Here is a 24,132-nt window from a genome sequence, read left to right as displayed (position 1 = left end):
CTTTTTCTTATTTTTGGCGTCTGGTCATCCGACGCGTTAGTCCCTGGTAGTGATTTCCCCGCTCGTATGGACCGTGAGTACGCTAATTGTCCGATTTGGAGTAAAATCCGAATATAAATAAAATTGTATCCTCCGGTTACATCCTCTGCTGCTTTTTCCCGACCATTTTCATCCACTTTTGCTTAAACATCGTTTCACCCTGGTCTATAAACGGAAAAAGTCCGGTAACCGGTTGACCTGTCAGCAGCTCCCGTTCGATGTCCTTTATGATTTGTGCGGCTGTCAGCCCATCCGTCCGGGCCAGCTCCAGCCATCTATCGACGTAAACGGGAACTTCCATTGTTTCTACAGACAGAACAAACAAATCTGCTTCGCAGAACAGCGAAATCAATTCCGATTCTTTTAGAGCATAAGTGTGCGAGGGATCTCGAAGCATTTCGTAATGGTTGTAAAGACGGCAAAGCATGTCATCCTCCGGGGAAATCATATCTACGACACAAACCTCGCCTGCAAAAGTGCTTACTCTGCTCATTTCCCGCAAAACGTCAGCCGGATGTGCAAAATGATGAAATGCCAGCCTGCTGATCACGAGGTCAAATGTATCATTCCCGTAAAGAATTCGTTCCCCGTTGGCAAGCCTGTACTCGATGTTCGGCAAGCCGGCGGCTTGATTCTGACGCATACCTTCTTCAATCATGTCTTCCGAGATATCGATGGACACTACCCGCTTCACGCCAGGGGCAACGGCCCGGCTTAAAATGCCCGTACCCGCAGCCACGTCCAGCACTTCCATGCAGGAATGAATGCCAAGGCCTTTCAGGATCCACTCCAGCAATGTTCTGTTGTTTAATGTCAGACGTTTGTCCGAAAAACCTTTTGCCTGCTTTTTGAATTCCTCTCTCACTGCCTCCTCATTGCTCCGGTGTAAACTCATCTCTTCTCAGCTCCTCTATGCTCGTCTCATTTGACTATAGCGTTGCAATTTGTTTACGCATCAAGCTTGATCCCAGTAATCTTCCAACCCTGGTTGTCATCAAATTTTAGCCACACTTGGTTCGTTTCCGTTCTTTGCACCCCTTGAGAGTCCTTAACTATCATCTGCACTTCCGCTTCTGCTTCGTCGTTCTGCTGACTGTTATCCTGCATAGCAATATCTAAACTCTCTATCGATGTTACCCCGTGACGCCGATGCAGCTCACTGATATAAGTATATAAATCAATGATGTCAATACCTTGCGAGTCACAGTCAATTCGTTTCATGGCACTATTCGACTTCCCGGATAAAAAATATTGATAAAACTGAAAAATGCTATCCTCTGCGCTTATAACTGCCTTGCTTTTTCCAGCCGCAATCATGCCCTTATCCAAATCTGCATCATTCCTATACTCGGCAGCAGTCCACTTATAATGTTCCAGTCCGATTAAATCAGCTACTATATAGGCAGGAGGCTCTTCCAGCCTTCCCGTTCCCGTAAAGCTGAATAATTGATCAAGCCGCTCGGCGGAATTTCCGTATTCCAACACGAGCTCTTCGATGACGTCAAGATCATAAAGATTTTTATCGATTTGCAATTCATCCGTCCATTCACACCTGTAATCAAATAACAGATCATCTTTGAAAAATACCTGCAGCTCCCACCCATGATCTTCGGCATAAGCATAATGAACAAGTAATCCAGGATTGCAAGAAAGAAGATCATCCAAGATTTTATCCCCGCTATCCTCCAGCAAAAAGGTAACCCAGCCGTTACCCTCTTTATATACATACCCCTCACAGCCTGCTTTCTCAAGAAATGCGGCAGCCGATTCCTGACTATGGTTTTTCAAGTGAAAGCTTTCGCTAAACTCGCTCATTTTTGCCCCCTTATCAGACTTGTATTCCTTTCATATCCCTGCTAAAAAGTAACAAACCCCATCGCCCGTTTCGCCCGCACCAGCGTTTGTTCCGCTGCTTCGGCCGCTTTACGGGCCCCATTCTTCAGAATGCGGACAAGCTCCTCGGAATCGACGATTTCTTTGTAGCGCTCCTGAATCGGAACGAGCTTGCCGACGACCGCCTCGGCCAGTTCCTTCTTGAATACACCGTAGCCTTGCCTTTCATAACGGCGCTCGATCGCCTCGATCGACTCCCCTGAAAACACCGCATAAATTTCAATCAGGTTGCTCACCTCAGGCTTCCGGTCCCAGTCGTAACGGACGGTCATCTCCGAATCGGTGACGGCTCTCGCAAGCTTTTTCCTGATATCGTCCGGAGAATCCTGAAGCAAAATGTAGCTGTTCCGGTTCGGATTGCTTTTGCTCATTTTTTTGGACGGATCGTCCAGTCCCATAATCCGGGAGCCTATGCCTTGTATGATCGGCTCAGGCACGGTGAACGTTTCCCCGAACCGGCTGTTGAACCGGACCGCCAAATCGCGCGTCAGCTCCAAATGCTGCTTCTGATCGTCCCCGACCGGAACATGAGTGGCCTGATACAGCAATATATCCGCCGCCATTAAGGAAGGGTAAGTGAATAATGCGGCGCTGACGGAATCCCTGCCTTCGGACTTCTCCTTGAACTGCGTCATCCGGCCAAGTTCCCCGAAATGAGACTGCGTCTCCATCATCCATCCTAACTCCGCATGGGCAGGCACATGGGATTGAAAGAAAATCACCGCTTTGTCCGGATCGACCCCGGCTGCGATATAATAGGCGGCAATGTCCATGGAGCGCCGCAGCAGCTCTTTCGGATCCTGCGGCACGGTAACCGCATGCAAATCCGGGATGAACAGGAAGCACTCATATTCCTCCTGCATCCGGACAAACTGGCTGAGCGCCCCGCCGTAACCCCCGATATTCAACTCCCCGCTTGGCTTAATTCCCGATAATACGCGTTTCATAAGTCATCCTCCCTTATTTCGAAAAATAAAAAAACACCTCGCCCCCTGCTAAGGGACGAAGTGTCTGCTCCGCGATACCACCCGAATTCGGCCGCCGGCCGCTCTCTTGCCCGTCAAAACGACTAACGGGAGTTCCAAGATAACGGGGGAACAGTCCGTCAACGCCTACTGGCCGCACGGAGCGGCGTTCGGATTGAAGCGAAAGGACCCATTCACCTGAACGAAATGTACCGGACCTTTCACCAACCGCCGGCTCGCTTGGACAATTCAATCGGGCTACTCTTCCTTTCATTGCCTTGTGCATATAAAATGGATGTGATTAACAATAAAGGATAACGGCATTCGGCGTCAACCCTATTTTGAAATACGCACATCACGCCAAACCTTGACACAATGCTGTCAGGGTTTATTCTGTATAATGGGCATATAACAGGAAGGCCTGCATCGCCCGCCTTCAGCCAAAGGGGGAACGTCCGTTTGAAGCTCGACCGATTGCTGGCCATTACGATGGCACTCCTGAATCAGAAAAGAATAAGCGCCGCCGAGCTGTCCGAGCGTTTCGAGGTATCCCTGCGCACCGTCTACCGCGACATGGAGACGATCAGCCAGGCCGGCATTCCGATCGTTTCGTTTCCCGGCGCGGACGGCGGCTACGAGATTATGGCCGGCTACCGGATCGAGAAGCAGCTGCTGTCCCTCGACGATTTCTCCTCAATCTGCGCGGCACTTCGCGGGTACCGGGCGATGACCGACAACGAGGACATTGAAGGCCTGATCGAGAAAATCGGCGCCTTGAACCCGGGCTCGCCCTCGAATACCGAGCGCTCCAGCATGGAGATTAGCTATACGGTCTCCAGCCGAGACAAAGAAAAAATCCGTTTGCTAAATGCCGCGATCCGCGACTTGCGTCTCGTCGCCTTTGAATACATCGACCGGAACGGAGCGGAAACATCGCGGCTCATCGAACCGCACGGCATCTTCCTGAAAGGCTATTCCTGGTATATGTTCGGCTACTGCCGCACCCGGCTCGACGCGCGCGTCTTCAAGCTGTCGCGTATGATCAAGCTCGACACAAGGCTCGAATCGTTCGTGCAGCGCCCGATTACGCTGAAGGACATGGAACGGCAATTCACGGATAAAGTCAGCTTTACCGCCTTCGAAACCAAGCTGCGCTTCGATCCTTCGGTCAAAACGAGAGTCCGGGACGAATTCCCGATCGAGGACATTTCGGCGCCGCCCGAAGGCCCGATCGATGTGACCGGCCGTTATCCCACGCTCGCTTCCGCGGTGCGGCATGTGCTGAGCTTTGGGGCCTGCGTTCAGGCGGTTGCTCCCCCGGAGCTTGTTTCCGAGGTGACACGCCAGATCGAAGCGATGGCGGAGCTATATCGCCGTGCCGATGAAAAGGAGCCGACCTCACGTTTCTAAGTCAATGTTCTCATTACATGATCCGCAGTTCGTATGGCTAGCGCAATCGTCGAAAGGGTCGGACTAGCCGCCCCTGTATTAGGCAGTACACTGTTGTCGGCAACATAGAGACCATCAACGCCGTGAATTTGCCCGAATCGGTTTGTTGCCGACATGTCCGGATCGATACCCATGCTGCAGGTGCCGGATTCATGAAAAGATTGTCCAGGCGGGTATAAGCAAATATCCGGGCGCCCTTCGTATGACACGAATGTTGCTCCAATCACCTCTGCCAGTCTAATAAAATCTTGACGCATCATTTCGATAACTGCCAAATCGCGTTCACTGTACGAAAATTGGGCCTGGACCAACGGAACTCCGAACGCATCTCTTCTGTCGTCACTCAGGAATACCCTGTTTCTAAAGTTACTCTCCACCTTACCTATTCCGACCAGGGTGAGCATTTTCCGCTCCGGCCGGTTCGCCTCGAAGATCTGGATTTGGAATGGGCGATTCTCCGTCTGCGGGATTATTAATCCGTACGGGAACACGAACGGCTGCACCTCTTTTGCCGGGCCGGTAACGGATATATCCGCCCAAAGCATACTATGCGTCCACAAATTGCGGCCGATTGCCCTTCCCGGTATACCGGAATGAAGCAGAATCCGCGGCGTTTCAAACGTACTTGCCGACAGCACGATCGTTTTCGCTTTCAGCACATGCTTCTTCCCGTTATGCGTAACGACTTCGACACCCGCAGCCTTTCCCTGATCAGTAAGCACTTTAATGGCCCTTGCAAAAACAGCTACATCATAAGCCCGTTTATCAAGAGAGGCTCCAAGAAAATTCATGGAGCTGAACATAACGTTTGAGTTGATTTTACCGTTATATTTTAACGGATTGAAATCGATGGCCCTTGGCGCGTATATGGTTTGAGGGTAATCGTTCAATAAAGTCTGCAATAATGATTCGCCAAGCGGATATTTCCATTCGTAATCTTTCTGTACGGTCATAAATTGTTCGGCGATCTGATAATAGGCTTCCATTTCCGGATAAGGCACCGGCCAATGGACGAGTTCAGCAGGAAAGACGCGTGGCGATACTCCTGTCCAGAATAGCGTCCTCCCTCCCAGTGCAAACACGCTCCTGGCTCCACGGAATTCCGGTAGAAGCTGTCCGATCGGATAGGAATTTCGAGGGTTTAAAAAATAATTGAACGGCTCTTTCAATGTTGCAAGATTATACATATTCGTCGGTAACAGCAAACCGCCCGCATCGATGAGGCCGATCTTTATGGAAGGGTCCCCCATCTGGCATAACCGCCACAATAACGCCGCTCCCCCCGCCCCCGATCCTGCGATGAGCACATCATAATCCTTACCGGCCATCTCCTCAACTGACGTTAAGGGTATCCAATGATCCGCCTGCAGCCATGCTTCAAATGGCGGACATGGTCCAAAGCTTGGACCTTCCACTGTATTTGATGCGTCGAGACTGGTATACACCTTGTGTCGTCTCCTTTCCTCAACCAACACTATGTATATGTCGCCGGCCGTTAATGAATCCCACAAAACTCCTGTCATTGTCATACAAAAAAGAATATGTTAAGATGGTTTCAAATTAACGACAGGGGTTGAGCGGGAACATGGATATGTAATTTTCTTGCAGACTGGTAAATGAATAAAACGTGCATCGGCGGTCTTATCCGCTTGTTTTCGCTTGTTTTATTCTTTATTAAGCAAGAAAGTTACATCTTCCTTTCCTTCAGCCCAAATATCCTTATCCAGGCACCCCGCAAGGGGCTGGATTTGCTGTATCTATTTGAGCTGCAAGAAGGTAACTTTCTTGCAGCTTTTTCTATTTTTTTCATACAGGAGGATACATGTTATGTCGTTAATTCAAGTTTCAAACTTAACCTTCGCTTATGACGGAAGCTACGATCCGATCTTTGAGGACGTAAGCTTCCAGATCGATACCGATTGGAAATTGGGATTTACGGGCAGGAACGGCAGAGGCAAAACCACCTTTCTTCAGCTGCTGCTCGGAAAACATGAATACAGCGGAACGATTTCGGCCCGCGTCGGCTTTGAATATTTCCCTTTCCAGGTCGACAATAAGGAAGACAATACTCTCGATGTCATCGCCGGCATTTTTCCGGATTACGTTCATTGGGAGCTGCTGCGCGAGTTTTCTCTGCTAAAGGTTTCCGAGGATGCTTTGTACCGCCCCTTTCATTCCCTGTCCAATGGAGAGCAGACGAAGATGCTGCTTGCAGCGTTATTTTTGAAGGAAAACAGCTTCCTGCTGATCGATGAACCGACGAATCATCTGGACCGGAACGCAAGAAAGCTGGTCAGCGATTATCTCAAATCGAAAAGCGGATTTATTCTGGTATCGCATGACAGAGCTTTTCTGGATAACTGCGTGGACCATATCCTCTCCATCAACAGGACGAACATCGAAATTCAGAAAGGGAACTTCTCCGACTGGCGGGAAAATAAACAGAAGCAGGACCAATTCGAGCTTGCCGAGAACGACAAACTGAAAAAGGATATTAAACGTCTGTCGGATGCCGCGAAACGAACGAGCAGCTGGTCGCACGAAGTGGAAAAAACGAAAAACGGCACCCGGAATTCCGGCTCCAAGGTCGACAAAGGGTATGTCGGGCACAAAGCCGCCAAAATGATGAAACGCTCCAAATCGATCGAGCAAAGACAGCAGTCCGCCATCGACGAGAAGTCCCAGCTCCTTAAAAACATCGAAAGCTCGGACAGCTTGAAAATTTCGCAGCTGGTTTACCACAAAAGCAGGCTGGCCGAGCTGGACCACGTGTCGATTTTTTACGGCGGGAAGAAGGTGTGCTCCGATATCAGCTTTACAATCGAGCAAGGCGATCGCATCGCCCTTTCCGGCCAGAACGGCTCCGGCAAAACGAGTATTCTTAAGCTGATCTGCGGCGAAGCCATCGATTACACGGGTGTGTTCAGAAAGGGCAGCCAGCTGAAAATTTCCTACGTTTCGCAGGATACGTCCCGGCTTCAAGGCAATTTATCCGACTATGCCGCCGCTCATGAGATCGACGAGAGCCTGTTTAAATCGATCTTAAGAAAACTCGATTTTGCCAGAGTGCAGTTCGAAAAGGACATCTCGTCGTTCAGCGGCGGCCAGAAGAAGAAAGTGCTGATCGCCAAAAGTCTTTGTGAAAAAGCCCATCTCCATATTTGGGATGAGCCGCTGAATTTTATCGATGTCATTTCGCGGATGCAGATCGAAGAGCTGCTGCTTGAATATTCGCCGACCTTGCTTTTTGTAGAGCATGACAGCGAGTTTTGCAAAAATATCGCTACTAAAATCGTCGAGCTCTGAAATTAAATCAGCGGCCCCTTGGACCGGAAATAGTCTAAGGGGCCGCTATATTTTATTTCGCCAAGCTTGCAACTTCCGCCGGTGAAAGCGCGCCTTCGTAAATGCGCAATTCATCCATCCGTCCCTTGAATGGCTTATCCCACCAGTTAACGCCCAAGCTGAAGCTAGCACCCGCAGTCGTGAAGACGTTCGGGAATTTCGTGCCTGTAAACTTCTCTTCGCCGTTCACATAAACATGGATCGTTCCGTTATCGACGGTTAACGCCAAATGGCTCCATGCCCCGACAGGGATCGTCATGCCTGTAACCGCATCGTACCATGAGGTGCCGGACCAAACCATCGTATTCCCGCCGACCGGACCGTTCGGAACAAGGCTTATCCAATTGCTGCTGTCTCTTGCGCCAAAGAAAGTCGTCGTAAACGTTGTTAACTGCTCCGGTTTTAACCAAACCGAGACAGAGTACGTATGGCTGGCGATAAGCCCGTCGGGCAAGCGTACGCCGGATGCTCCGTCGAACGCTGCGGCTTTTCCGCTCACGCCCTCGCCATACGTCATACTGCCGCCGGAAGTATTGATGCGATTACCGGTTAACGTACCTGCGCCAAAATGACCCGTCGTATCGCTCAAGTTGTCTTCGAACGCGTAATGAGCGGCCAAACCGGCTGCCTGGTAAGGCAATACCGTGATTGTAAAGCTTTTGGTAGCGATGACATCACCTTTCGAGATGGTTGCGGTTAGCTCAGCCGTCACGCTGTCCGAACCGGCCTCCGGCCGGCTGATGACGCCTGTTTCCGTTACAACGCCGGAATCCGAAGTCTGCCAGCTAATTTGTGCGTGCCTGGTCCCTTCTGCCGGAAGCGTCAAATTGGAAATGACGTTCGCGGTATCGCCGAGGTCCAAATCGTTCACAACATCCGTGACGATTTCCTGATCCGTTTTACCGGGAAGCTTGCTTCCCCAGACCGAAATTCCTTCATTCGACATCGCGGTGAACGTCATGACATAACGTTCCGAAACCGGATCCCAAAGACGCACGAATACGCCTTTATAAGTGACTCCGTTCACGGTGATTTTCGCTTGATTGTGGCTTGTCCTCGCCCAAGTGCCGTTCACATCGCCGGAAATGGAATAGTCTTCATTCAACCGAATGAGAACCGAGCTCGTAATCGCTCCGGAATAGTTTTTCCCATGATTAATGAATTTGTACTCCCCGATCAAATCCTGAATGTTTACTTTATCAAGGGTCTCACCTGTGTAACGGTATGGAGCAACTACCGGCCAGCCGTCTTTATTCATAAACATCTGGTGAACCCGAAGCTCGTGGAATTCGCCGGTTTGCGGGAATCTTGCATGGAAAACCAGGAATTGCTTGCCGGTTTTCTCGTCGTAATAGACGGAATTATGGCCCGGAGAAACGTATCCTACGCCGATGCCCGTTCCGGCATCCCCGATTTTTCGATCAAACAGATAGTTGCCTATCAGCTTGTTGCCATAAGGAGCATTGTCCGTTGCCCCCGGTAAAACGGCATTTTTGCCTTGGGCGTCAACATAAGGGCCCTCGGGATTTCTTGAACGGAACTGTCTCATATTGTAACCGCCGTCTGCCCCTAACCACCCGTAAGTTACGTACAAGTAGTAATAGTCCATGCTCTTGTCATACACAATATACGGACCTTCGCCCGATTTATAATAGCCGCCTGCAATTTTCGTCCCGAAATACCGGTCGATCAGTCTGCCGTCGGACGTCGTGCCGTCCTCCCCCGGATAGATGGCTTTACCCGTCGATTTATCCATTTCAAGCAGAAAAATGCCGCCGGACCATGAACCGTATGTCATCCACAGCTTCCCGCTCTCGTCATAAAACAGAGTCGAGTCGATCGCATTCGGATAAATATAGTTGTTATAAGTTCCGTTTGCATTGAACCACTCCGGCCTGGTTCCCGTTAACGTGCCGTTATCGATTAACGCCTGAATATTCGTATTTGTCCATTTCTTGTTGATTACGCTGTTGTTATCGTACGCTTCATCCCGGGTAAACCCGGAATAGATGACGGTATCCCCGTACGTATACGGTCCTTCTATATTCTGCGCTACCGCAAAACCGATGGCCGAACGAATATACGTGGATGATGCGCTGTAATACATCATATAGGCGCCGGTTGTTCCGTCCTTATTGATATAGTCTTTGTTCCAGAAAACATCGGGAGCCCAAACGGAAAACCCGCCTTTGCTATCGGAATCGTTTTCTCCGGCCCATGCAAAGGAACCTGCCAGATTTGCGGATAGATCTCCATACAGAGCATTGCCAGGTGTCTTGTATCCATTCGTAAAACGAGTCCAATTCTGCAAATCCGTCGACTTCGCAGCGTCGATATGAGAACCGAACACGTAATACGTGTCGCCGTCTTTTACGATTGAAGGGTCGTGAACGGAAACGTTTGTAAATGCCGGAGCTTCTCCCTGCTCGTCAAGATAAGGTTTATTGCTATTATCGCTTGGCAAGCTATCCGTTGCGGCAGTGCCCTCCGCAAGTACGACATTCGACATCATTAATATAAATATTAATAATAGAAGAACGAATCTAATAGATGAACGTTTACTCATCAAATACTTCTCCTCCCGTTATCCGTTAATATGCAAGCGTATTCATTTTACTGTTTATAATACTTATGCTTTCCCTCACCTCCCACGGTTCCAATAGAATTGAAGTTGATAAAACTTTTGCATTTCAGAGAAATATTAACTCATTTATAAACAAGTTAATAATATTATAAACTTCAGAAGATCTCAAGCAAAACTTATTTGGGATGAGCCGCTGATCCGGCAAACGATAAACATGAAGAAGGCAACCGTCATGGAGGACGGCTGCCTTCTTTTTCAGGAGTCTGTTTAAAGAGGAAACATAATATAACGATCACATATCCAATCTGCCTGACACTTCATTCCATGTCAGTTATCGCTGCAACCAACTTTTTCTTAGGCACGCCTGTCAAACCAATTTCCTCGTTGTAAGCATCAAAAATTTTACGGGCTATCGGCGATGCACCATAACCCCCAAAGCCGCCATCCGGTACAACAACCGCTACGGCAAGCTTAGGTTTTTCCGCAGGGGCGTAAGCGATGAAGACGGCGTTTTCCGCTGTGCGTTTCGCGACATCCTGCTCCGATGTGCCCGTCTTCCTCCTGTAGGTATAATCCACGCCTTCAAAGCCTTCTGATTTCACCAACGACATGCCCTTTTCAATTTCGTTCCAATATTCAACAGGTAAATCTACGGTGTTCAAAATCTCCGGCTTAAACCGCCCGATAACATTCCCGTCCGAATCTTTAATCTCATTTACAAATTGCGGCTTCAACCGTTTGCCATGATTGGCCAGCATTGCTGTGTATTGAGCAAGCTGCAGCGTCGTGTAACGTCCTTGCTGGCCATAGGAAGCCAAAATTAGTGCAGCCTGCGGACTGAATCTCTCAGCCGAATCAAAATAATCGATAATTCCTTTAGATTCTCCAAACAAACCGCTTTCAGTTAACACACCTAGTCCAAATTGCTTCATATAGGAATCCCAAATCTCAACACTGCTTTTGCCGTTCCTGTCGCCTCTTTTAAAAAGCTTGTTGCCAACCATAGCTGCCATAAATGGGTTCGATGAATACTGAATCGCTTCCGCACCATCTATGCTCCCGTACACATGTCCCTGGGAATTTGTAACATAAGTCTCGTAGCCTGTTTTACCGTAACTGAATCTGCCGGTATCCGTGTAGTACTCCGAAGTGCTAAACAATTTTTCATTTAACCCGATTAATACGGATAATGGCTTCATTGTAGATCCAGGAGGTACAATAGACGAGGGATGTTTCCTCCTTTCTTCCTCCGACTCATACTTGCCATAGACGCTGCGAATCGTGCCGTTTTCCAATACATTCGAGAAGTTCTCGTAGTCCTCAGCACTAATCCGACCGCCAGCCCAAATATTAGGATCGTAATCCGGCATGCTGGCCATTGCTACCACTTTACCGGTATCCACCTCCATGGCTACGGCAAAGCCGGTTTTGGCATAGTCGGCACGTTCATATCTATTGGACGAAGTCGATATCTGTTTGAGATGATCTATGATAGCTTGCTCTGTTTTCAACTGTATGTTTTTATTGATGGTGAGATAAATGTCTGAGCCCTTTTCGGGATTTGTAATTTGCATCGGTCCGATAATACGCTCTGCATTATTAACCGGGTACGTTTTTACACCGTTCTTTCCCCGTAGAACGTCCTGATACATGTACTCCAAGCCGTCCATGCCGACGTCCTCTTCCTCTAAATACTCAAGTGTAGGATCTTCTTCGCTGCTTTTTTCCTTGTAAAAATCTACGGTTTCCCGAACTCCCTTATACTTTTTTAAATAGCCTACCAGCTGAACCGCAATGGAACCGGTGTCGTAGTTACGCACGCTTTCCTCCATGATGTCGACGCCTGGGAACGACGTGCGGTTTTCCATAAGATAAGCAAGCTCTTTATTGGTTAAGCCGGATTTGATGCGCCGTGGTGTCGAGATGATATTCCTGCTGAACTCAAGGTCCATCTGGCGTATAATATCGTCTTTGCTCATTGCTTTCGCCGGATTTCCGTACTCCATAAACACTTCGTGCAGCTTTCCAGCCATGTCTCTTGCATTCGCCCTTGCAGCTTCCAGTTTTAGCCCCGGCTGTATACTGTAATATAACGATTGGGTGGATGTGGAATACGCGATTGGATAGCCTGTAGAATCGTAAATATCTCCCCGGATCGGCGGAAGCTTTACGCTTCGTGTTGCTTTATCGGCGCCCGCCGCTGTAAGCGTAGGTCCTTCCACAAACTGCAAAATGGCCAGCCGAACGATTAAGACGCTAAACAATACGAACGTGATAAAGAAAAATACATTCAATCGAAATGAAAAATGACGACGATTTATGATTTCCCGCTTTTGCGGATCTTCCTGCACTTTAATCACCACATATCCATAAATTCTCTTATCTTACTTAAGACGAGCAACGTCTGGATTTGTTGCATAATTCACCCATTTATTTCAATAAAATAGGAAACATCCGCAGCAGCGGTCATTTGTCTGGAAACCTGCTCATCCGCATGATGGTAAACCTTGGATTAGAATTTTTTAACTAAGCGCAAGCGATATTCCAGAATATTGTAAAATGACGTAAGGTGTTCCGAATGGAAGGGGGTGAAATAATGAACAAGCTTAAAAAACTAATTTTGCCGGTGACCTGCGCTTTTGCCCTGTCTGCTGCCGTACCATCTGCATCAGCAGGGGCCGGAACATGGGATTATATTGGCGAAGAAACGGTTTATTCGACCGGAAGCAGCTGGGATTCCGGCGGGGGCAGCTGGAAAGTAACAAGTGACCCGTACAATACAGTGTGCGTAAGCTATGAGCTGTGGGAATATGATCCTTATGATCCGGATGACTATATAGGAAAGCGCTCTGTATGCCCTGGCGAGAATGATGTATTTGATGTTAGCGGATTTACTGATGGAGGTGGACAAGCCGAACTTTATGTAAAAAAAACAAATTATAAAGGTACACCTACAAGATTAATTTATCACGATTGACAAGCATAAACGACTGTCGTCGTCCTTCGGAGGCAGAGCATACGTTTCGCGATGAAATATAAGTCCAGTATTAAGTGAAATTTATACCTTATATTTTCAAAACGGCAAGCCGGCACTTAGCCGGCTTGTTTTTTTCGTTATCCCGATATGGCCTTATCGATAGGGAAGTCGCCGCCGGACCATGCCTTCTTTGCCGTCCACTCGGCCTCCCCTTGCCAGAATGCAGCGTCAGGAGATAGCCCCAGCGCCAAAAATACCGTCGTGCACAGGTACAAGCTGCCCGTCGAAATATAGCCTTCGCCGGCCTCCGGCTGGCTGCCGGCAAAGCCGATTCGAAGCCAGCCGCCTTCGTCGAACGTACCCGGCATCTCGATCTGCCGCTTTATTACAGCCGTCAGCGCGCAGCGAACCTGAGACGGTTCGATTTCCTCCGGAAGCTGTTCCTTTAATGCGATCAAGGATAAATGCTGAAATGCACCAAAACGATAGGCAAGCGATCGGCCGATCGGCGGGAAGGTCCCTTCCGGCGAGATCAACCGCTCCTGAACAGCTGCGTAACGCACAGCCCTCTTCAGCACCTTGTCACGAAGCTCTGACCAGTCGCCGAATTGATCGCCCACCGCATCCAATATGTCAACCAGCATCGGTTGAATGACAAAGCTGTTATAATAATCCCAATGAAAAGCCGGGCCATCTCCGTAAGCTCCGTCGCCCGCATACCATTGCTCATGCTGCCGGAGCGCATAATCAATGCGCATGCGGTCCCATTGAGCGCCCATCCGGCACAGAGCGGCTTCGATCATGGCGCTGAACAGCAGCCAATTGCTGAATACGGGGCGAATAATCCGCGTAGCTGCCAGAGCTGCGATCAAATTTGCTTTTACATTCGGCTCGAGCTGCTCATACAGCTCGTTTGGAGCGCGAAGCACCGCATTAGCCAGAAAAGCCGCGTCGACCACCGGCTGGCCGCCCCTCTCGAAATTCATGAAGTCAGGTGAAGCCGGATCCGTCGCCGCGTCGATTGCCCTCCTCGCCAAATCTGCAATACGGGATCGAATGTCCCCTTCTTCTCCCGAACGCGGTCCGTATTCAAGCCATGGTGCAATACCGGCCAGTGTTCGCCCCAGCGCTTCCAAGTGCGTGTAGTCGGGCCGGTCGTCCCAACGCGCTTCTACAGGCATTTCGATTCGAAGCCTCCGTTCCGATAAGGCATTTAGAACAGGATGCACAATTCGAACCAACGTATCAATCCAATACTTTCTATCCGCTATCATAACCTTACTCCCCCTTTGCCCAAGTCTGCAGCTTGAACAAAGTATAGATGGTTGTTCACTGGCATTCAATAAACTATAATGATGAAAAACTGACCTATTGTGCTTTAGGAGTGTGTTCGATGCTTAGATTGATTTCTTGCGGGTATCATCTCGTTCACAAAGACGGAATCGTTAGGAACCGGCCGAACGGCTCGGGAAACTACACCTTCGTTTTCTTTAAAAGCAATGCGGAAGTGAAGCTGCACGACAGCACATTAACCGTTGAAAATAATACGTTTATCTTATTTCAACCTGCAACTCCCCATTATTACCGCGAGCTTGAAAGCCCGTTTATCAACGACTGGTTTCATTGTAATGGCGACGATTTACAGGCATTCCTGCTGAATTTGAATTTTCCGTCGGACACTCCCGTTAAAGCCTCGGATCCGCTCCTGATATCCAGATGCATCATGGATCTGCAGAACACCTTTCGCCTGGGCGGACCGCTGCGTGACCAGATTATCGATTGCGATCTTCGGTCATTTTTTATGAAGCTGGGTGACTTGCGGGAACGAACCGCCCCGGATAAACTCCACCGGTATTACATTCCATTCTCAGAACTGCGCAACGAGCTTTACAGATCTCCTCATCAAAACGTTTCCGTACAGGAGCTGGCCTCTCGTTTAAATATGAGCAAATCGTATTTCCAGCATATCTATAAAGATTTATTCCATTGCTCCGTCATGATGGATATCATTAACGCCAGGCTTGAACATGCGAAGTATCTTTTGGATCACAGCGAGTTATCCGTTACCCATATTTCAAACTTGTGCGGTTACGAGAACGACACCCATTTTATGCGCCAGTTTAAAAAGTTCGTCGGCGTCTCGCCTAGGCAATATAAATACAGAAGCGATGCTTGAAAAGCATGCCCGTTAACGTAACGTCTGCTCCGGCTTCATCAAAGTGGAATAAGAAGTGCACTTTAGATGGAATATAACGGAGGGGTATCCATAAAAAACTCCCGAATGGAGCGTTATTACAACTTATGAGCAGCAGATACTGGTTTCGTTTGGCAATAACTTTGATCCTGTCCCTGGGGTTGACGGTCTGCGGCACTAATGCAAATGCTACTGGCGGGTATCCGCATGCAAATCCCCCAAAATCCAAAGCCATTCGTCCGTTTCATGTGAATGTTCCGGAAGCGGGGCTTACTGAATTGCGCAATCGCATAGCTTTGCCGCTCATCATCACGCACGGATGGCCAGGCTCGATCATCGAGCTGCTGAAAATCATAGAGCCGTTGACCAATCCCACGGCATACGGCGGAAAGGCATCGGACGCCTTCGATCTGGTGATCCCATCGATGCCTGGCTACGGATTTTCGGGCAAGCCAACCACAACCGGCTGGGATCCCGACCATATAGCACGTGCCTGGGCAGAGCTGATGAAGCGCCTTGGATATACAAAATATGTGGCGCAGGGCGGCGACTGGGGTGCGATTGTTACGGATTTGATGGCTGTGCAGAAAGCTCCGGGACTGGTTGGCATTCACTCCAACATGCCTGGTACGGTTCCGGCCTACATTGATAAGGCGCTCAGGTGCGGCAACCCGCCGCCCTCCGGTCTCTCAGATGACGAACAGCGTGCGTACAAGCAGTTGGACTACGTGTACAACCACATCGGCAACGCCCAAATCATGGGGACGCGCCCGCAGACGCTGACCGGACTGGCTGATTCGCCCGTCGGTTTGGCAGCTTTTATGATTGACCATGACGCGCGTAGTCTGGAGCTGATCTCGAAGGCTTTTGCCGGACACCCCGGAGGCCTTACGCGGGACGATGTCCTCGATAACATCACGCTCTACTGGCTAACTAACACGGCGATTTCTTCGGCTCGACTCTACTGGGAGAACAAGTACCCCTTTTTCACCGTCAAGGGCGTCTCCATCCCGGCTGCCGTGAGCGTCTTTCCGGACGAGCTCTATCAAGCGCCGAAAAGTTGGGCGGAACGGGCGTATCCCAAACTGATGTATTACAACAAGCTCGACAAAGGCGGACACTTCGCGGCGTGGGAGCAGCCAGAGCTTTTCACTGCCGAACTCCGCGCCGCATTCAAGTCGCTGCGCTAAATGATCAGATGAAAGAAAACGGCTGGAATCGAGCGATTTCGGCCGTTTTCATCTACTTCCCTTGAAATTCACTTATCCCCTATCAAACCAATCAGGCAGCGCTTCCCCTTTTAGCATACTGATCTCGTTTCAACACCAAGAGCATGGCCTTTAGATCAGCATCTCCTAATCTGTTTGGTCATTCATTTAGTTGAATTTGTTCCATAATATTTATACAATTTTCAATCGTACCGTTCAAAGAAGAAGTAGAAGCGGTGAAAAAATGGTCTTTACTAATAAAATGGACAACTTTTCTACCCTCTCCATCCACATATGCGGCAGTATGTCCGTTAATTAGTGTTAGTTCAACAGTTTCTCGATCATATCTGTCCTGCACAAACTGAATGGTACCATCCTCATCCATAAATGCTGGAGCTTGAGTGAACATAATTTCAGTACCATTAAGCTCCGTATATCTTGTACGAAGGATTAATCCCTCTTCATCGGTTTTAGTTGCTCGAATTTCAGTTTCCTTCAAAACAGAATTTGGGTCAATGGAACTTTCAATGGATCTTGGAACAAGATTCTCCTCTGCCGGCACTTCTGATATATCTATAGTCCCACGCGGTAAAGTACCTTGACCGGGTTGTACAGGAATTTCTGTTGGAGCTGGAATCTTTCCTCCTTGCGTGACATACACCTGGTCTTGAGTTTTTTCACCCTCGATTGCATCAATGGTGTTGGTTTGATGAATAGAATCTTCTACCGAAAAAATGTTATCAGCATTTAGCGGTAATTTAAGAAAATTCCCATCACGAATTATCAAAGCTACTCCAATGCTTAGAATCGCAATGCTCACGAATGAAATGCGAAGCATTTTTTTACTTCGTTGTGTAACCGGTCGTTTAGTCTCAGTCATGATTGATCGTGCCAGCTTTTCGGTAAATGTTTTCTCTTTTAAAGGGTCAGCTTGCAGTGACTTGTACCAATCAGGATTTAAATGGCTCATAACTATAATCCTCCCTTAAAAATGCCGAGTTTCGATAGTTATAACTAATATTTCTGGTTATTTTCAACAACCATGTTTTTACGGAAGACTCCCTCTAAATGAAATCACGTTCCAACATCTTGCCCATATTCCTTCATCAGGTTCTCTAACGTTAATGAGTCCATTTCCGTTAGATATCTCAATGAATTTTGACTCAATTCTTATCACCTCAATATATAGACAAGCCATAACTTGGTTTCGTTCAAAAAAAGAGTGTATTCATAAATAACAAAAGCCCAACGTTTATTCGCGGGCTTCCTATTGTTTATTAGACTAATATTTTGTCACTATACTTACCCGTTAAGCAGCAACCACGTGGTTAACGGTTTATCATCCCAAACTTGTACTTCAATGTACCTCTCCGGTCCATGATTACCGTCACTGTTCCATTTTTGCGGCATACCAAATTCATTTATGACCTGAATGATTTCGTTTGACGTATAAACCTGACCTCGATAGCTCCTGCCATCCTGATATCTCATCGTCGGAAACAAATCCCCGCAAGCGTAAACGGCTATCGCCGTCCTTTGGCGGCAATAGCTTTCGTTTCGCGGTGAGATATAGGCGTCAGTATAGGAGTAAAACTTATACTTTCCTATATCTTAAGTAAAACTTATTGTATCCGGGTCAAAATCTGAAAAGGGGATATGGAGTTCTTTACCATGCTCGAACCATTCCAGGAGCCAGGGGCATTTTCCTACAGTCATGTAATGAGGGTACATTCGGCTAGGCTTTCCGCCCTTTAAAATGAACAACTCTCGTGCCTTTAATTCAAGTTTTCTTCGAATGGAAAGATAATCACTGGATCTTTTGCTTGCAAATCCTTTCCCCTTAACACGAATTTCGTTTAAAACTCGTTCCGCTTCTTCTTGTTCCAAGTCCGATAAGTTGCGAAAAGGTCCAATTGATTCGTCGAAATAGTGACATAGAAAATGAATCATCTATTCCCTCCATTGTCCGATTATTTTAGAGATATTGTATCACGTTGAAAAATGCGGAACACGAAAGTGCCCGGCATTTTCACCAAATCTATATCCAATAAGAAAAGCTATATTTCCCTGATCCAACCTTCGTGCTAAGCCCTTTCTCATTCCGCGCAAATTCATTCTCCATGCCGGAGGCCACTGATTTTGCCTGTTCGAGTACAATGGTAGCGGAGGTGTTAGGAGGAATGGCAACCTCAAGATGAACCTTATTCCCTGCAACGTTCCATGACACTGAAATATCTCCATACACACTGGAATAGCTAGCTTTTACATACTCCAAGCCACCGCCTACATGAGGTTGGATGATCGTATGTTTATAACCTGCTTCACATTCATCCGCTTCGATCCCCGCTGCCGCCCGATACAGCCATTCTCCAATGGCGCCGTAAGCATAATGGTTAAAGGAGTTCATATCGGGACTCCACATCGTTCCATCCGGCTTGATCCCGTCCCAATGCTCCCATATGGTTGTTGCGCCAGCCTTCACCTGATACAGCCATGACGGAAAATCATCTTTTAACAGCAGCTCATATGCTTCCTTTAAACGGCCATTTTGGCTCAGGGCATGGCAAAAATACGGCGTACCTACAAACCCGGTGACAAGATGTCCATCGTTCTCCTCCAGCAATTCAATCAGCGTATGAATCGTTCTCTGCCTGAATGCATCCGGCACCAGATTAAAATACAAGGCAACAATATGCGCAGTCTGAGTCCTGGCCGCCATTCTTCCGGTAGGGGTGAAAAATTCGTTTTGGAAGGTTTTAACGATCTCGAGATGCAATGTCGAATACTTGTGGTAGTCCTCTTCTTTACCTAATTTCTTTGCTATTTTCGAAAATAACTCGGTCGAATACGCATAATACGCAGTAGCCACCAAATCATTGGGAGTAGCTCCAAAATAACTGCCTTCCTTCGCATCCAGAGCAACCCAGTCGCCGAATTGAAGCTTGTAATTCCAAATCCCGTTAACCGCATGCTCTTGCATGAAATCGATCCATGCTTTCATACTGCCGTATTGTTCTTCCAATATTCGAGTATCGCCGTATTGAAGATATAATGTCCAAGGCATAATGACCGCAACGTCCGCCCAGGCTGCCGCCGAATGGCTCCCCTGCCCCAAAAGCCAGTCATCGTCCGCTTTGCCCGACACGATATCCGGAACAACATGAGGCACGCCGCCTTCAGCTGTCTGGTCCGCTTTCACATCTTTAAGCCACTTGCTGAAAAAGGTATATGTGTCCATAAGGTAACTTGCCGTCCTGCAGAAAATCTGAGCATCGCCGGTCCAGCCCAAGCGCTCATTCCTTTGAGGGCAGTCGGTTGGAACATCTACAAAATTGCCTTTCATACCCCAGAGAATATTATGGTGCAATTGATTAATGTCCTTATTGGAGCATTCGAACGTTCCTGTAGGCGTCATTTCCGAATGAACGGAAACGGCCTCAAAATTTTTTAAATCGATTTCTCCCGGATATTTAGCTACCTTAATATACTGGAATCCCTGAAAGGTGAAATGAGGATGAAAGCTTTCCTCTTCCCCGCCTTTCAGCGTGTAACTGACCGTTTGTTTCGCTTGTCTGAGGTTATCCAGGTATACATTTCCTGCTGCATCCAGAACCTCAAAATGATTCAGCTCAACGCATTCTCCCGCTTGCCCTTTCACTTTAAAATGAACCCAGCCGGTCAGATTTTGTCCGAAGTTGATGACCGTATCTCCCTGCGGCGTAATGATCAGTTCTTTTGCCGGGATTCGGTCGATTTCTTTCCCCTTGCATCCTGTCTGTGAGGTCAGCACCGAGGTATCGTAGTCAACAAGCTCCACCGGCTTCCAGGCTTCATCGTCATAATGCGGGCAATGCCATCCATCTTCCTCAAGCCTTGCGTCATAGACTTCACCATCATAAATTTCAGAAAATAATACGGGAGAATCCGCACCTTTCCAGCTTTTATCCGTGACGACAACATTCTTGGAGCCATCGGTATAAGTAATCTCCAGCTGGCACAATAAAGCGGTTTGCTCCCCATAATGGTTCCTCAAGCCTGCGAATCCCATTAATCCCTTATACCAGCCTGCCCCGAGCATCGCTCCGATGGCATTTTCTCCGCTTTGTACGAGCTCCGTGACGTCATACGTCTGGTAAAGCAGATGTTTTCTGTAAGAGGTCCAGCCGGGAGCGAGCTCATCTTCGCCGACTCTTTTACCGTTGATATAAAGCTTATACAGTCCCAATGCAGTAGAATAAACTACGGCGGAAGCGATACCGGACTGCGCATCAAACCGGCGGCGGAGACGGGTCACCTTGGAATTCGCGGCATCTGCTTTTGTTTCCGCAGAAACGAATTCGCCCCTCCACTCCTCATGACTTAATAAAGCCGTAGTGAAAAATGCCGTCTGACTCCAATCACTTTCCTCCGAGCCGTCTGTCATTTTAACCTTCAAATAATATCTCGTTGATGAAGAAAGCTCCAAGCCTTCGGCTTCCACATGAACGGATTGTTCACTTTCCACGATGCCGCTGTCAAAAACAAGCTTTTGGAAGTCCCGATCGTAAGCAATTTGCAGGCGATACGTTGTTTGCATGACATTAGATTTATCGCTTTCAATCTTCCATCCGAATTGCGGCGGTTTAGTTATACCGACAGGATTGACCAAATAATCTACCGTTACTTGCCCTATGCGTAACATTAAATCCCTCATTTTCTGTAATTAGTTTGCCCTTATTAAGCAACTTTACAGGTTTTCGGGACAATGATAAATGACGATAGAAGCTTAAAAACATGACCATTTGTGACTAGCACGAAGCTCTACATTAAGTTCGACATCCGGTATAATAGGAAATATACATGGTAAAAGGCATGTGAGGGGTGTCTGAATATGACAGATGCGGAGCTTGACTCCTTTTTACGAAAATATACCGTCATAGAGACATTATTAGAGGCTTGCGAAACTCTGGAGGAAAAGAAGGCTGTCAAACAGGAATATGCCGAGCTCCACTCCGATACCTTAGATGAAGCCATATTCATCCCCCCGGGGCAAGATATCACCTTCTCGGCACACACTCGTTTTGATCCTGTTGACAGTCATCGTCATTCCTTCATTGAATTGATTTATATCTACTCCGGTGAATGCCACCAGACGATAAACAACAAAAAAGTGTCGATGAAGCAGGGTGAGCTTTGTATCCTCGACACCAACACCTATCATTCCATCGAGAATACAGGCAAAGATGACATCATCATAAACTGCCTCATGCGAAAAAGTTATTTTGACTGGGCTTTCCTGAGCAGGCTTTCCGGGAATGACATCTTTTCGAGCTTTCTCACCCATGCCATCTACGAAAACAAGCAGTCCAACGAATATATCCTGATCCATTCCGGCGAAAACGAGAAAATTAGCCGCATCATGAACACTATTCTTTGCGAGTTCTTTGATAAACAGCCCTGCTCCGACGAAATTATCAACTCGTATATGGTCATTCTGTTCGCAGAGATGCTCCGTATGTATAAGGGAGATGTGAATGAGCGAAATTATTCTGCTTTGAAAAATACACAAATCACAGATATCATCCATTATCTTCAAGTCAACTTTAAGACCGTAACGCTGGAGTCTCTGGCCCGGCATTTCAACTTTAACCCTAACTACCTGGGCAAGATCCTTAAAATGATCACAGGGAGCAGTTTCATCGATCTGGTTCACCAGATCCGAATTAGCCAGGCTTGCCTCCTCCTTAAAAATACGGATGTTAGCGTACAGACGGTTGCCAATGAAGTAGGTTATGAAAACATAAACTTTTTTTATCGGATCTTTAAACGCAAGTTCAACTGCTCGCCTGCCGAATACAGGAAAAGTCTCGGAGATACAGCCCGCAAGTAATTAAACACCCTTGACGCCCAATCCGGCCTTCGGCTCTGGCGGCAGCCGCCTCTTGAGGTTCGTGATCGCGACGCCGGCCAAAATCAGCACCCCGCCGCCGATCTGCGCGAGCAGGATCGGATCGCCCAGCACGAAATGGCTGACGATGATCGCAATGAACGGTGGAATATTCATGAACATGGCGCTCATGGACGCTCCGGCTACCGCTATCCCTGAGTTCCACCAGAAGCCCGCCAGCCCCTGGCCGATGACGGCGACACAGACGAGCAGCGCCCACATAAACACCTGATGGCTCGCGTGAAGATCGCCGTTTACCGCTTCAACCGCGACGGCCGGCGACATGAGGATCGTGCCGATCACCGTGGAGTATATCGTCACCTCGTACGAGGACATTCCCGTCGTCAGCTTGCGGATGAACAGCAGGCTCACCGACATGCCGAGCATGGCTACCAGCAGATACACGTCACCGTGGGAGATGCCCAGCTCCTTACCGCCGTACAGGACGATGCAGACGACGCCAATGAGCGCCATTACGGCGCCGGCCAGCTTTTGCCCGGTGATGGTCTCCTTCAGGAAGATACGCGAAAGCAGCGTGGTCGCGATCGGAGAGAGCGCGATAATCAGCGCGGCGTTGCCCGCGGTCGATTCCTGTAAGCCGGTAAAATAAAACAGCTGATTGATCAGCGTGCCGGTTATGCCTGCCATAAGCAAGAGGCCCCATTCGCGTTTCGTCGGCCGCCGCATCGATTTGTTGATGATAGCCACCGAGATCAGGAAAAGCGACATGACGACCAATCGCGCAAAAGACAGAAAAATCGGCGAGAAATCGCGTAACATGTACGCGCTCGCCACGTAATTGCCTCCCCACAGCAGGGAGACGCCCCATAATTTAAGAAATACCGTACGTTCTCGCATAAAATTTTGATCTCCTATAAATCTCTACTAATTTTTATACTCATTTTAATTCCTAGAATAACATATCTTCCCTCTGCTTTTTTGATTTTTCTAACTCGAGGTTGTCCAAAATATCACTAACAGAGTCCGGTGAGTGAAGCGAATCACCCGCACTCTGTTTTTTGTGTCAGTAAAGGGTAGGAATCGGAGGACACGATACGGCGTCGATGAGTCGCGGATCGATACCATAGAAGTACCAGAATGATCCGCTCCATCTATATCCCGCAACACCGTTCATATCGACATATGTCGGGTAAAACCAGAAGTTCTCGCCGGATATGAGCCAAACATAGGTGTACTGGTAAACGCAGTCGACGATATAAGAAACAGGAGGCCGCGGCGGTATGAATGAGGGAGGAGGAGACTGCGGCACTTGTCTCATGGGTCCTTTATTTCCCATATGGGTCATAACATCACTCCTAACGGAAGATACTCATGATTTTGCATGCATGTGTATCTTATACTACGTAGGTAAATAACCACTTGACTGTATGCATGCCTACTGCAGCCGTTTTGCACGATCAATCGCTGCAATTCTGTCCTGAATCCTAAAAATATAACAAACCCTTTATCCAAATTGGATAAAGGGTTTGTTATATTATCGGGATGACACGATTTGAACATGCGACCCCCTGGTCCCAAACCAGGTGCTCTA

At 48.1% G+C, this 24,132-nt stretch carries 17 protein-coding genes; 6 read left to right on the top strand and 11 right to left on the bottom strand.

Annotated features, from left to right (window positions below):
* Window positions 1–136: 136 nt before the first annotated feature.
* The 3 genes from KP806_RS18765 to trpS are packed head-to-tail and all read right to left on the bottom strand — an operon-like array spanning window position 137 to window position 2,879.
* Window positions 137–934 (bottom strand): class I SAM-dependent methyltransferase, encoded by a 798-nt coding sequence (locus KP806_RS18765; RefSeq protein ID WP_224725274.1) that lies wholly within the window; start codon window positions 932–934, stop codon window positions 137–139.
* Between the two features lie 53 nt (window positions 935–987).
* Window positions 988–1,854 carry a hypothetical protein gene (locus tag KP806_RS18760; protein WP_224725273.1) on the bottom strand — a complete coding sequence of 289 codons (867 nt, stop codon included), beginning with the start codon at window positions 1,852–1,854 and terminating at the stop codon, window positions 988–990.
* 41 nt (window positions 1,855–1,895) lie between these two features.
* Window positions 1,896–2,879, bottom strand: coding sequence for a tryptophan--tRNA ligase (trpS, locus tag KP806_RS18755; protein WP_224725271.1), 984 nt, complete (start codon window positions 2,877–2,879; stop codon window positions 1,896–1,898).
* Between the two features lie 477 nt (window positions 2,880–3,356).
* Between trpS and KP806_RS18750 the strand changes: the two genes are divergently transcribed.
* Window positions 3,357–4,307, top strand: a complete 951-nt coding sequence (locus tag KP806_RS18750) for a helix-turn-helix transcriptional regulator (protein WP_224725269.1) — start codon at window positions 3,357–3,359, stop codon at window positions 4,305–4,307.
* Here the strand turns inward: KP806_RS18750 and KP806_RS18745 are convergent.
* Window positions 4,304–5,791 carry a GMC oxidoreductase gene (locus KP806_RS18745; protein ID WP_224725267.1) on the bottom strand — a complete coding sequence of 496 codons (1,488 nt, stop codon included), beginning with the start codon at window positions 5,789–5,791 and terminating at the stop codon, window positions 4,304–4,306. The genes KP806_RS18750 and KP806_RS18745 overlap by 4 nt on opposite strands.
* Before the next feature lie 382 nt (window positions 5,792–6,173).
* On the opposite strand from KP806_RS18745, the gene KP806_RS18740 reads away from it, so the two are divergent.
* Window positions 6,174–7,652, top strand: coding sequence for an Lsa family ABC-F type ribosomal protection protein (locus KP806_RS18740; protein ID WP_224725265.1), 1,479 nt, complete (start codon window positions 6,174–6,176; stop codon window positions 7,650–7,652).
* Window positions 7,653–7,704: 52 nt separating this feature from the next.
* Here the strand turns inward: KP806_RS18740 and KP806_RS18735 are convergent, their stop codons facing one another.
* Window positions 7,705–10,257 carry a LamG-like jellyroll fold domain-containing protein gene (locus KP806_RS18735; RefSeq protein WP_397376415.1) on the bottom strand — a complete coding sequence of 851 codons (2,553 nt, stop codon included), beginning with the start codon at window positions 10,255–10,257 and terminating at the stop codon, window positions 7,705–7,707.
* 335 nt (window positions 10,258–10,592) lie between these two features.
* The gene (locus KP806_RS18730; protein WP_224725264.1) at window positions 10,593–12,638 is read right to left on the bottom strand and encodes a peptidoglycan D,D-transpeptidase FtsI family protein; all 2,046 of its coding nucleotides are present in this window, start codon (window positions 12,636–12,638) and stop codon (window positions 10,593–10,595) included.
* Window positions 12,639–12,871: 233 nt separating this feature from the next.
* On the opposite strand from KP806_RS18730, the gene KP806_RS18725 reads away from it, so the two are divergent.
* Window positions 12,872–13,252, top strand: coding sequence for a hypothetical protein (locus KP806_RS18725; protein WP_224725263.1), 381 nt, complete (start codon window positions 12,872–12,874; stop codon window positions 13,250–13,252).
* 137 nt (window positions 13,253–13,389) lie between these two features.
* Here the strand turns inward: KP806_RS18725 and KP806_RS18720 are convergent, their stop codons facing one another.
* The gene (locus KP806_RS18720) at window positions 13,390–14,526 is read right to left on the bottom strand and encodes a DUF2264 domain-containing protein (RefSeq protein ID WP_224725262.1); all 1,137 of its coding nucleotides are present in this window, start codon (window positions 14,524–14,526) and stop codon (window positions 13,390–13,392) included.
* 119 nt (window positions 14,527–14,645) lie between these two features.
* Between KP806_RS18720 and KP806_RS18715 the strand changes: the two genes are divergently transcribed.
* Both KP806_RS18715 and KP806_RS18710 read left to right on the top strand, forming a co-directional pair.
* Window positions 14,646–15,428, top strand: coding sequence for an AraC family transcriptional regulator (locus KP806_RS18715; RefSeq protein WP_224725260.1), 783 nt, complete (start codon window positions 14,646–14,648; stop codon window positions 15,426–15,428).
* A gap of 125 nt (window positions 15,429–15,553) precedes the next feature.
* Window positions 15,554–16,636: an alpha/beta fold hydrolase gene (locus KP806_RS18710; protein ID WP_224725259.1), complete on the top strand. Its 1,083-nt coding sequence runs from the start codon at window positions 15,554–15,556 to the stop codon at window positions 16,634–16,636.
* Window positions 16,637–16,814: 178 nt separating this feature from the next.
* Here KP806_RS18710 and KP806_RS18705 read toward each other — a convergent pair whose 3' ends face one another.
* The 3 genes from KP806_RS18705 to KP806_RS18695 form a co-directional block, all read right to left on the bottom strand.
* A complete protein-coding gene (locus KP806_RS18705) occupies window positions 16,815–17,624 on the bottom strand; it encodes a hypothetical protein (protein WP_224725258.1) in 810 nt (269 codons plus the stop codon).
* A gap of 641 nt (window positions 17,625–18,265) precedes the next feature.
* Entirely contained in the window at window positions 18,266–18,604 is a 339-nt protein-coding gene (locus KP806_RS18700; RefSeq protein WP_224725257.1) for a hypothetical protein, read from the bottom strand.
* Between the two features lie 88 nt (window positions 18,605–18,692).
* The gene (locus KP806_RS18695; RefSeq protein ID WP_224725256.1) at window positions 18,693–21,335 is read right to left on the bottom strand and encodes an alpha-L-rhamnosidase; all 2,643 of its coding nucleotides are present in this window, start codon (window positions 21,333–21,335) and stop codon (window positions 18,693–18,695) included.
* Between the two features lie 189 nt (window positions 21,336–21,524).
* On the opposite strand from KP806_RS18695, the gene KP806_RS18690 reads away from it, so the two are divergent.
* Window positions 21,525–22,523 (top strand): AraC family transcriptional regulator, encoded by a 999-nt coding sequence (locus tag KP806_RS18690; protein WP_224725255.1) that lies wholly within the window; start codon window positions 21,525–21,527, stop codon window positions 22,521–22,523.
* Here the strand turns inward: KP806_RS18690 and KP806_RS18685 are convergent, their stop codons facing one another.
* Entirely contained in the window at window positions 22,524–23,438 is a 915-nt protein-coding gene (locus tag KP806_RS18685; protein ID WP_224725254.1) for a DMT family transporter, read from the bottom strand.
* Window positions 23,439–24,132 lie beyond the last annotated feature (694 nt).

The sequence above is a fragment of the Paenibacillus vietnamensis genome (assembly GCF_020169515.1).
GTDB lineage: Bacteria > Bacillota > Bacilli > Paenibacillales > Paenibacillaceae > Pristimantibacillus > Pristimantibacillus vietnamensis.
The sequence above is the reverse complement of the archived record's forward strand: the minus strand, read 5'-3'. Positions and strand labels throughout refer to the sequence as shown.

Excerpts from the sequence above, each read along its gene's own strand:
- KP806_RS18765 (WP_224725274.1), bottom strand. The coding sequence starts at position 934 with ATGAGTTTACACCGGAGCAATGAGGAGGCAGTGAGAGAGGAATTCAAA.
- KP806_RS18760 (WP_224725273.1), bottom strand. The coding sequence starts at position 1,854 with ATGAGCGAGTTTAGCGAAAGCTTTCACTTGAAAAACCATAGTCAGGAA.
- trpS (WP_224725271.1), bottom strand. The coding sequence starts at position 2,879 with ATGAAACGCGTATTATCGGGAATTAAGCCAAGCGGGGAGTTGAATATC.
- KP806_RS18740 (WP_224725265.1), top strand. The coding sequence starts at position 6,174 with ATGTCGTTAATTCAAGTTTCAAACTTAACCTTCGCTTATGACGGAAGC.
- KP806_RS18735 (WP_397376415.1), bottom strand. The coding sequence starts at position 10,257 with ATGAGTAAACGTTCATCTATTAGATTCGTTCTTCTATTATTAATATTT.
- KP806_RS18725 (WP_224725263.1), top strand. The coding sequence starts at position 12,872 with ATGAACAAGCTTAAAAAACTAATTTTGCCGGTGACCTGCGCTTTTGCC.
- KP806_RS18720 (WP_224725262.1), bottom strand. The coding sequence starts at position 14,526 with ATGATAGCGGATAGAAAGTATTGGATTGATACGTTGGTTCGAATTGTG.
- KP806_RS18715 (WP_224725260.1), top strand. The coding sequence starts at position 14,646 with ATGCTTAGATTGATTTCTTGCGGGTATCATCTCGTTCACAAAGACGGA.
- KP806_RS18710 (WP_224725259.1), top strand. The coding sequence starts at position 15,554 with ATGAGCAGCAGATACTGGTTTCGTTTGGCAATAACTTTGATCCTGTCC.
- KP806_RS18705 (WP_224725258.1), bottom strand. The coding sequence starts at position 17,624 with ATGAGCCATTTAAATCCTGATTGGTACAAGTCACTGCAAGCTGACCCT.
- KP806_RS18700 (WP_224725257.1), bottom strand. The coding sequence starts at position 18,604 with ATGATTCATTTTCTATGTCACTATTTCGACGAATCAATTGGACCTTTT.
- KP806_RS18695 (WP_224725256.1), bottom strand. The coding sequence starts at position 21,335 with ATGTTACGCATAGGGCAAGTAACGGTAGATTATTTGGTCAATCCTGTC.
- KP806_RS18690 (WP_224725255.1), top strand. The coding sequence starts at position 21,525 with ATGACAGATGCGGAGCTTGACTCCTTTTTACGAAAATATACCGTCATA.
- KP806_RS18685 (WP_224725254.1), bottom strand. The coding sequence starts at position 23,438 with ATGCGAGAACGTACGGTATTTCTTAAATTATGGGGCGTCTCCCTGCTG.